At 58.9% G+C, this 6,802-nt stretch carries 8 protein-coding genes; 5 read left to right on the top strand and 3 right to left on the bottom strand.

Annotated elements, in window-relative coordinates; all coding sequences use genetic code 11:
- Nucleotides 1-539 (bottom strand): transposase (locus AWB78_RS35445; RefSeq protein WP_198399248.1); only part of this gene is annotated, 539 nt, incomplete at its 3' end.
- 197 nt (nt 540-736) lie between these two features.
- On the opposite strand from AWB78_RS35445, the gene AWB78_RS35440 reads away from it, so the two are divergent.
- Nucleotides 737-1,162 (top strand): organic hydroperoxide resistance protein, encoded by a 426-nt coding sequence (locus AWB78_RS35440; protein ID WP_062611352.1) that lies wholly within the window; start codon nt 737-739, stop codon nt 1,160-1,162.
- Nucleotides 1,163-1,209: 47 nt separating this feature from the next.
- Here the strand turns inward: AWB78_RS35440 and AWB78_RS35435 are convergent, their stop codons facing one another.
- Nucleotides 1,210-2,646, bottom strand: coding sequence for an aldehyde dehydrogenase family protein (locus AWB78_RS35435; protein ID WP_062611350.1), 1,437 nt, complete (start codon nt 2,644-2,646; stop codon nt 1,210-1,212).
- A gap of 154 nt (nt 2,647-2,800) precedes the next feature.
- Between AWB78_RS35435 and AWB78_RS35430 the strand changes: the two genes are divergently transcribed.
- The gene (locus AWB78_RS35430) at nt 2,801-3,202 is read left to right on the top strand and encodes a VOC family protein (protein ID WP_062611348.1); all 402 of its coding nucleotides are present in this window, start codon (nt 2,801-2,803) and stop codon (nt 3,200-3,202) included.
- 78 nt (nt 3,203-3,280) lie between these two features.
- Here AWB78_RS35430 and AWB78_RS35425 read toward each other — a convergent pair whose 3' ends face one another.
- The gene (locus AWB78_RS35425) at nt 3,281-3,778 is read right to left on the bottom strand and encodes an H-NS family nucleoid-associated regulatory protein (protein ID WP_062611346.1); all 498 of its coding nucleotides are present in this window, start codon (nt 3,776-3,778) and stop codon (nt 3,281-3,283) included.
- A gap of 431 nt (nt 3,779-4,209) precedes the next feature.
- On the opposite strand from AWB78_RS35425, the gene AWB78_RS35420 reads away from it, so the two are divergent.
- The 3 genes from AWB78_RS35420 to AWB78_RS35410 are packed head-to-tail and all read left to right on the top strand — an operon-like array spanning nt 4,210 to nt 6,800.
- On the top strand, nt 4,210-4,524 hold the full coding sequence (locus tag AWB78_RS35420) for a DUF485 domain-containing protein (protein ID WP_096031892.1): 315 nt from the start codon (nt 4,210-4,212) through the stop codon (nt 4,522-4,524).
- Nucleotides 4,521-6,194 (top strand): cation acetate symporter, encoded by a 1,674-nt coding sequence (locus AWB78_RS35415; protein WP_062611342.1) that lies wholly within the window; start codon nt 4,521-4,523, stop codon nt 6,192-6,194. Before AWB78_RS35420 ends, AWB78_RS35415 begins: the two co-directional genes overlap by 4 nt.
- Before the next feature lie 18 nt (nt 6,195-6,212).
- A complete protein-coding gene (locus AWB78_RS35410) occupies nt 6,213-6,800 on the top strand; it encodes a cytochrome b (protein ID WP_062611340.1) in 588 nt (195 codons plus the stop codon).
- Nucleotides 6,801-6,802: the final 2 nt, after the last annotated feature.

Raw genomic sequence — 6,802 nt, 5'->3', positions numbered from 1 at the left:
TTCGCCTTGGCCAGCAGCGCATCGATCTGTTCTTTGAGTTCCAGCTCGGCTTTCTTCATCCGCTCGTAACTCATCGCCTTATGACGCGACGCATTGGCCTTGATCTTCGTGCCGTCAACGGCAATCGTCCCGAGCTTGACCAGTCCGCATTCCTTGGCCAGCTTCACCACTTGCACAAACAGCTCCGACAGTTCCTTCAAGTGAAAGGCGCGAAAGTCGCAAAGCGTGCGATGCGCCGGATAGTTGCCCGCGGCGAGGACCCGGAACGCGATATCTTCATGCAGCTTCCTGGCCAGCTTGCGCGACGAAAACACCCCGGTCGCATAGCCGTAGACGAGCACCTTCACCATCATCGCCGGATGAAAGGGTTGATTGCGCGGGCCGCCGCCCGCATACCGCGCATGGAAGCTTGACAGGTCGAGCGAATCCACCGTGTCGCTGATGTAATAAGCCAGGTGCCCTTCCGGCAGCCAGTCTTGCAGCGCGTGGGGCAGCAACATCTGCTGCTGCGGCTCGTATGGGAGATAACTTGTTGGCATCTGCTAACAACGTCTTCTCCGCTCGGCCGGATGACATCAGATTTCTGCCGCGCACGCTCCTAGCCGCGTCTTGCGTATCCTTCGATATTGGAACGCGCCCCTGTGGGGTAGTGTCCCATCGGGAATTCATGTCAGCGGGCTGAAGCGGCAGGTCAAGCCGCGAGGCCGCTCAACACAACGCACACAGGAGTCTGACGATGTCGATTGAAAATGTTCTATACCGCGCGCACGCTCATGTCACCGGCGGGCGCGATGGCCGTGCGACCGTGCCCGAAAGCAATCTTGATCTCAAGCTGACGACCCCAAAGGAGCTGGGCGGCGGTGGCGGCGACGGCACGAATCCCGAGCAGCTTTTCGCGGCGGGTTATAGCGCGTGCTTTATCGGCGCAATGAAATTCGTCGCCGCGCGCGACAAGATCACACTGCCGAAAGATGTGGCGATCGATGGAAGCGTGGGCATCGGTCAGATCCCGAACGGCTTCGGCATCGAAGTCGAATTGAAGATCTCGCTGCCGGGCATGGATCGCAACGAGGCGCAGGCGTTGATCGACAAGGCTCACATCGTGTGCCCGTATTCGAATGCGACGCGCAATAACATCGATGTCAAATTGACGCTCGCCTGATAGCCCGAACGTTCGAGCGTCCCTTTGCTTGGACGCTCGAACACGGATCACCATGTTTCGCGCATCACCATCAAACGCGCTTCGGTCATATCTTCGATCGCGTAGCGAATGCCTTCACGGCCGAGCCCCGAATCCTTCACGCCGCCATAAGGCATGTTGTCGACGCGGAAAGAGGGCACGTCGTTGATGACGACACCGCCTACTTCAAGCTCATCCCACGCCTGATGCGCATGTGCGAGCGAGTCCGTGAAAACGCCCGCCTGCAAGCCGAAATCGCTGTCGTTCACGGTATCGAGCGCTTGCTTGAAATCGTCGAATCTTTCGAGAATCGCAATGGGACCGAACGCCTCCTTGCGATAGAGATCGGTCTCACGTCCGACGTTTTCCAGAAGCGTCGCCTCGAACATCGCGCCATCGACCTTTCCGCCCGCGATGATTTTCGCGCCGGCTTTCACCGCGTTTTCCATCCAGCCGGCGAGGCGCTTCGATTCGGATTCGGAGATCATCGGCCCGACGAAAGTCTTCTCGTCTTTCGGATCGCCCATCCTGAGCGACGTCGTTTTCGCGATCAGCTTGTCACGCAACGCATCGTAAAGAGAGGCTTGGATGAGAATCCGCTGCACGCCGATGCAACTTTGCCCGGACTGATAGAACGCGCCGAATGCGAGCCTGTCGACGACATAGTCGAGCTTATGGCCTTGATCGCCATCCACGATAGCCGCTGCATTGCCGCCTAGTTCCAGAATAACTTTCTTCTTGCCTGCTTTCGCTTTCAGATCCCATCCGACTGCGGGCGAGCCGGTAAAGGACAGGAGCTTGAAGCGTTCGTCGGTCGTGAACAGATCGGCGCCGTCCCGATGGGCGGGCAGGATCGAGAATGCGCCTTTAGGCAAATCCGTTTCCGCGAGAACTTCGCCGATGATCAAAGCGCCGATCGGCGTGCGGCTCGCGGGCTTCATGACAAACGGCACGCCGGCGGCAATCGCGGGCGCGACCTTGTGCGCGGCCAGATTCAAGGGGAAATTGAAGGGCGAGATAAAGGAGCAGGGGCCGATCGGCACGCGTTTCACATAGCCGCGATAACCCTTTGCGCGCGGGGAGATTTCGAGGTTCAGTATTTCGCCGTCGATTCGCACCGATTCTTCAGCCGCAACCTTGAACGTGTCGATGAGCCGTGTCACTTCACCGCGTGAATCGTTGATTGGCTTGCCGGCTTCGATGCAAAGCGCCATGGCCATATCGTCGGCCAGCTCGCGAAAACGCTTCACACAGTGTTCGAGAACCGCTTGGCGTTTGAATGGAGGAAAGGCGCGCATTTCGGGCATTGCGGCCGCTGCAAGGCCGATTGCCTTGTCGATGGCTTGAGCGTCGGCGAGCGCGACGCGCGTCGCCACTTCACCGCTGAACTTGTCGGTGACCGCGAGATCCGTATTCGCGGCGACGGGCTCGTTGGCAAGGTAATACGGATAAGTCGTCTTCAGCATGGAACGCTCTCCGTCAGGACGTGTTGTCGATAAAGCCAGATTACGCCGTATATGGAGTACGTGCTGATGAGCGATGTCCGGAATGGGATAGCATGCCAACGGAATCGAACGAGGCGTGCGAACACGCTTTCTATCCGACCATCCGGAGGAAACGATGCTGACATCTGGAATCGACCATGTGGGTCTCACCGTGCGCGAGCTCGACGCGACGCGCGATTTCTTCGTTCAAGGTCTCGGGTGGCAGATCGTCGGCGAGCGGCCCGAGTATCCGGCGGTGTTCGTGTCCGACGGAAAGCTGCTGGTGACGCTATGGCAGGTGAAGGAGGAATTGACTCCCGTCGCATTCGACCGACGCAAGAATGTCGGCCTTCATCATCTCGCCTTGCGCGCAACGGATGAAGCGGCGCTCGCGACGATACTCGAGCGCGTGTCGGCTTGGCCCGGCGTGACGGTGGAATTTGCGCCGGAACAGCTAGGCGCGGGGCCGAAACGCCATATGATGATTTACGAGCCGGGCGGCATCAGGATCGAATTCGATTTCGATCCACGCGTCTAGATAAAAAACGCGGCCGATATAAGAACGGCGGAACTGAACCAGTTCCGCCGTAGAGGAATTCGCTGTCAGGCGAAAAGATCAGGCAATCAGAAACGGCGAGCGGTCTTCGACGGACGCGAGCCATGCGGGTGCGCGGCCACGCCCGCTCCAGGTCGCGCCCGTTTGCGGATCCCGATAGAGCGCGGGTTGAGGACCGCGCGGCTGTCCCTTTCCTTTGCGCTTGACTGCGGCGCGCGCTTTTCCTTTGGCTTTGGTTTCTTTCACGCTCGCGCCAACGGCAAACTTGCTGCGATCCTTGGCATTCGCGATCCAGCCAGGCGCGCGGCCGCGGCCGCTCCATGTCGCGCCCGTTTTCGGATCCTGATACGCGACGGTGCCTTGCTTTGGTGCTGAATTCGCCCGGCCCGCTTTCTTGCGCGTGCCTGTGTATTGTTCGATGTCCGAGACGGTCAATCCGTGGCGGGACATAAGATCATGAATCTTTTGCAGCACGCTTTCGGATTGCCTGGCGATGAGCGCATCGGCTTTCGCTTGAAGTGCTTCGATACGTGACTGAATGCTTTCGAGCGTTGGCATGACTTACCTCTAATAAATGTTTTTTTGCACTATGCCATGCACATGAGCAATGCGCTAGAGAAAATTCGTGCAAATAGGTGACAAAGAAGGTTAGCGCGAAGCGCTTTTGCATTTATGCGGCACGACGCACGTTGAGCACTTTAATTCCTGTCTTATCGAAAGAGCAAAGCGAGAAGGGTGTTCGACTTTTTCTCTAACTTTGTTGTCCGCGAGTTCAATTTCAAAACGCGATAAGCGAATTGTGAGAACGATACGCGGCACGATCGCGGCCAGTGCGGGCGTCGAACTCAGTTCATCGATAGTGATGGAAAGTATCATCAATCATCATTTTACATGAGACCATCCTGCGCCTATCTTTTCGGAAACAGCAAAAAAGCTCGCATCCGGCTCCGTCCGGAATGCGCCATGACATTCCGAAGACAGGAGACATCGTGACGACATCGACTGCCGGCCAGAACATCTGGCTGACGCCCGCTTTCAAACGGCTGGTTTCGCGTCGGCGCAGGTTCATCGCGCGTCTGACGCTCGGCACGCTCGTGCCGTATTACGCCTTCGTGCTGGTAGCCGGATTCGCGCCCAAGCTTCTCGCGGCGCGGGTGTTCGGCGCGAGCGTCATTACGACAGGCTGGACCGTCGGCGTGCTGCTCATCGCCGGGACATGGCTTCTCACGGGGCTTTACATTCATCGCGCGAACAGCGAGTTCGACGCGCTCACGAACGAGATTCTGAGCGGAGGCGGCCAATGAAACGTCGTGTTTCGATGAGCGTCGCGTGGCTCTTGGCATCCGCCACGCAATCCGCGCTCGCCGCGCCCGAAATCGCCGGCCATGCGCAAAGACAGCCGCTGAATCTGACGGCCATTTCCATGTTCCTGGTCTTCGTCGTCGCCACGCTCGCGATAACTTTCTGGTCGGCTTCGAAGACGCGCTCCATGAAAGACTTCTATAACGCGGGCGGCTCGATCACCGGATTTCAAAACGGTCTCGCACTCGCGGGCGATTACATGTCGGCCGCCGCGTTGCTCGGCTTGACGAGCATGATCTTCTTCAACGGTTATGACGGCATGATCTACGCCGTGAGCTTTTTCGTCGCGTGGCCGCTGTTGATGTTCCTGTTCGCCGAGCGGATAAGGAATCTGGGACAGGTCACCATCGCCGATATCGCAGCTTTCCGGCTGGATCAGCGAAAAACCCGGACGATGATGGCGTTCGGCTCACTCACGGTGGTCTGCTTCTATCTCGTGGTGCAGATGGTCGGAGCGGGGCAATTGATTCAGCTTCTCTTCGGTCTCAGCTATAACCAGGCGGTCGTGATCGTCGGGGTATTGATGGCTGTCTACGTCACCTTCGGCGGCATGGTCGCGACGACGTGGGTGCAGATCATCAAGGCCGTGCTGATGCTGTTCGGTACGAGCTTGCTGGCATGTCTGGCGCTCAGGCAATTCGGCTTCTCGCTCGACGCGATGTTCGCGCAGGCGATCGAAACGCATAAGAATGGCCCTGCGATCATGCTGCCGAGCAAGCTCGTCGCCGATCCTTTCGCGATGCTCTCGCTGTCCGTCGGGCTCGTGTTCGGCACATCGGGTCTGCCGCATATCCTGATGCGCTTCTTCACGGTGCGCGATGCGAAGGAAGCGCGCAAGTCGGTGTTTGTCGCGACCGGCTTCATCGGTTATTTCTTTCTCGTCGTCGCCTTGCTCGGGGTAGCCGCGATCGGAATCGTCGGGCGCAATCCGCTCTTCTACGAAGGCGGAATGATCGGCGGCAAGTTGATCGGCGGCTCGAACATGCCCGTGATGCATCTCGCGAAGGCGCTGGGCGGCGATCCGGCGCTCGGCTTTCTCTCCGCCGTTGCCTTTGCGACGATTCTCGCAGTCGTTGCCGGCCTCACGATGGCAGGCACATCCGCGATTGCACACGATCTCTATGCGATGGTCTACAAGAAGAATCAGGCCACGCTCGCGAGCGAGAAGCGCGTTTCGCGCATTGCTTCGATCGGAATTGCGTTGATAGCCATCGTGCTCGGCATGCTGTTCAAGGACCAGAACGTTGCCTTTCTCGTTGCCCTGACATTCAGCATTGCCGCTTCGGTCAACTTTCCGGTGCTCATGCTTTCCATCTACTGGAAAGGCCTGACGACGCGCGGCGCGCTTATCGGTGGCATTGCGGGGCTCGTGAGCGCGATCGCGCTCGTCGTGCTTTCGCCGGCGGTTTGGGTCAAGGTGCTGGGGCACGCCGCGCCGGTATTCCCGTACGACTATCCGGCGATCATCTCGATGAGCGTCGCATTCTTCTTCATGTGGCTCGGCTCGGTGACCGACCGCCGGGCTCAGGCCAATGAAGAACGGGAAAGATTTCACGACCAGTTCGTTCGTGCGCAGACCGGCATCGGCGCGTCGGGCGCGGCGAGTCATTGATTCTCGAAAGGAGTCGTCATGTCCAAAGTTCAGCAAGGCGTCATGCCCGGACATCCGGGGCGTTTCAAGTTCAAAGACAACGGCCTCGGGTTTTCGCCGATCACGATCGCGCTTCACTGGATGATCGCGTTGCTCGTGCTCGCGATCATTGCGTCGAAAATCGCCGCGCTTGTCGAGCCCGCGAGCGCGTCGCAGCGCTTCGTCAATCTATGCGCAACGCTCCTGTTTCCGCTTTCGATCTACCGGTTCTACGCGCGCATCACGTCATGGCATCCGTTGCCGGTGGGCACGCCGAATCCGGTGGAAGTGATCGTGAGCCGCTCCGTCGCTGTCGGACTGGCGCTCGCGATGGTGCTGCTGCCCGTTGCCGCCTGGCTCGCGAAATCGAGCGCGGGGGTGGCGGTCGAATTGCCGGGCGGTGTCGTCATCCCTGCGCTCATGAGCCCGCATGCCGGCGCGGCGCGCGTCTTCGCCGTGCTTTTCGACATCGGCGCGGGCGCATTCGTGTGCGGACTCGCCTTGCACATGTTCGGCGCTTTCAAAAATCACTTCGTGTTGAAGAACGATTCCCTCAAACGAATGCTTGGCAAGCATGTGGAGCTCTGAAC

The sequence above is a fragment of the Caballeronia calidae genome (assembly GCF_900044055.2).
GTDB classification, from domain to species: Bacteria; Pseudomonadota; Gammaproteobacteria; order Burkholderiales; family Burkholderiaceae; genus Caballeronia; species Caballeronia calidae.
The sequence above is the reverse complement of the archived record's forward strand: the minus strand, read 5'-3'. Positions and strand labels throughout refer to the sequence as shown.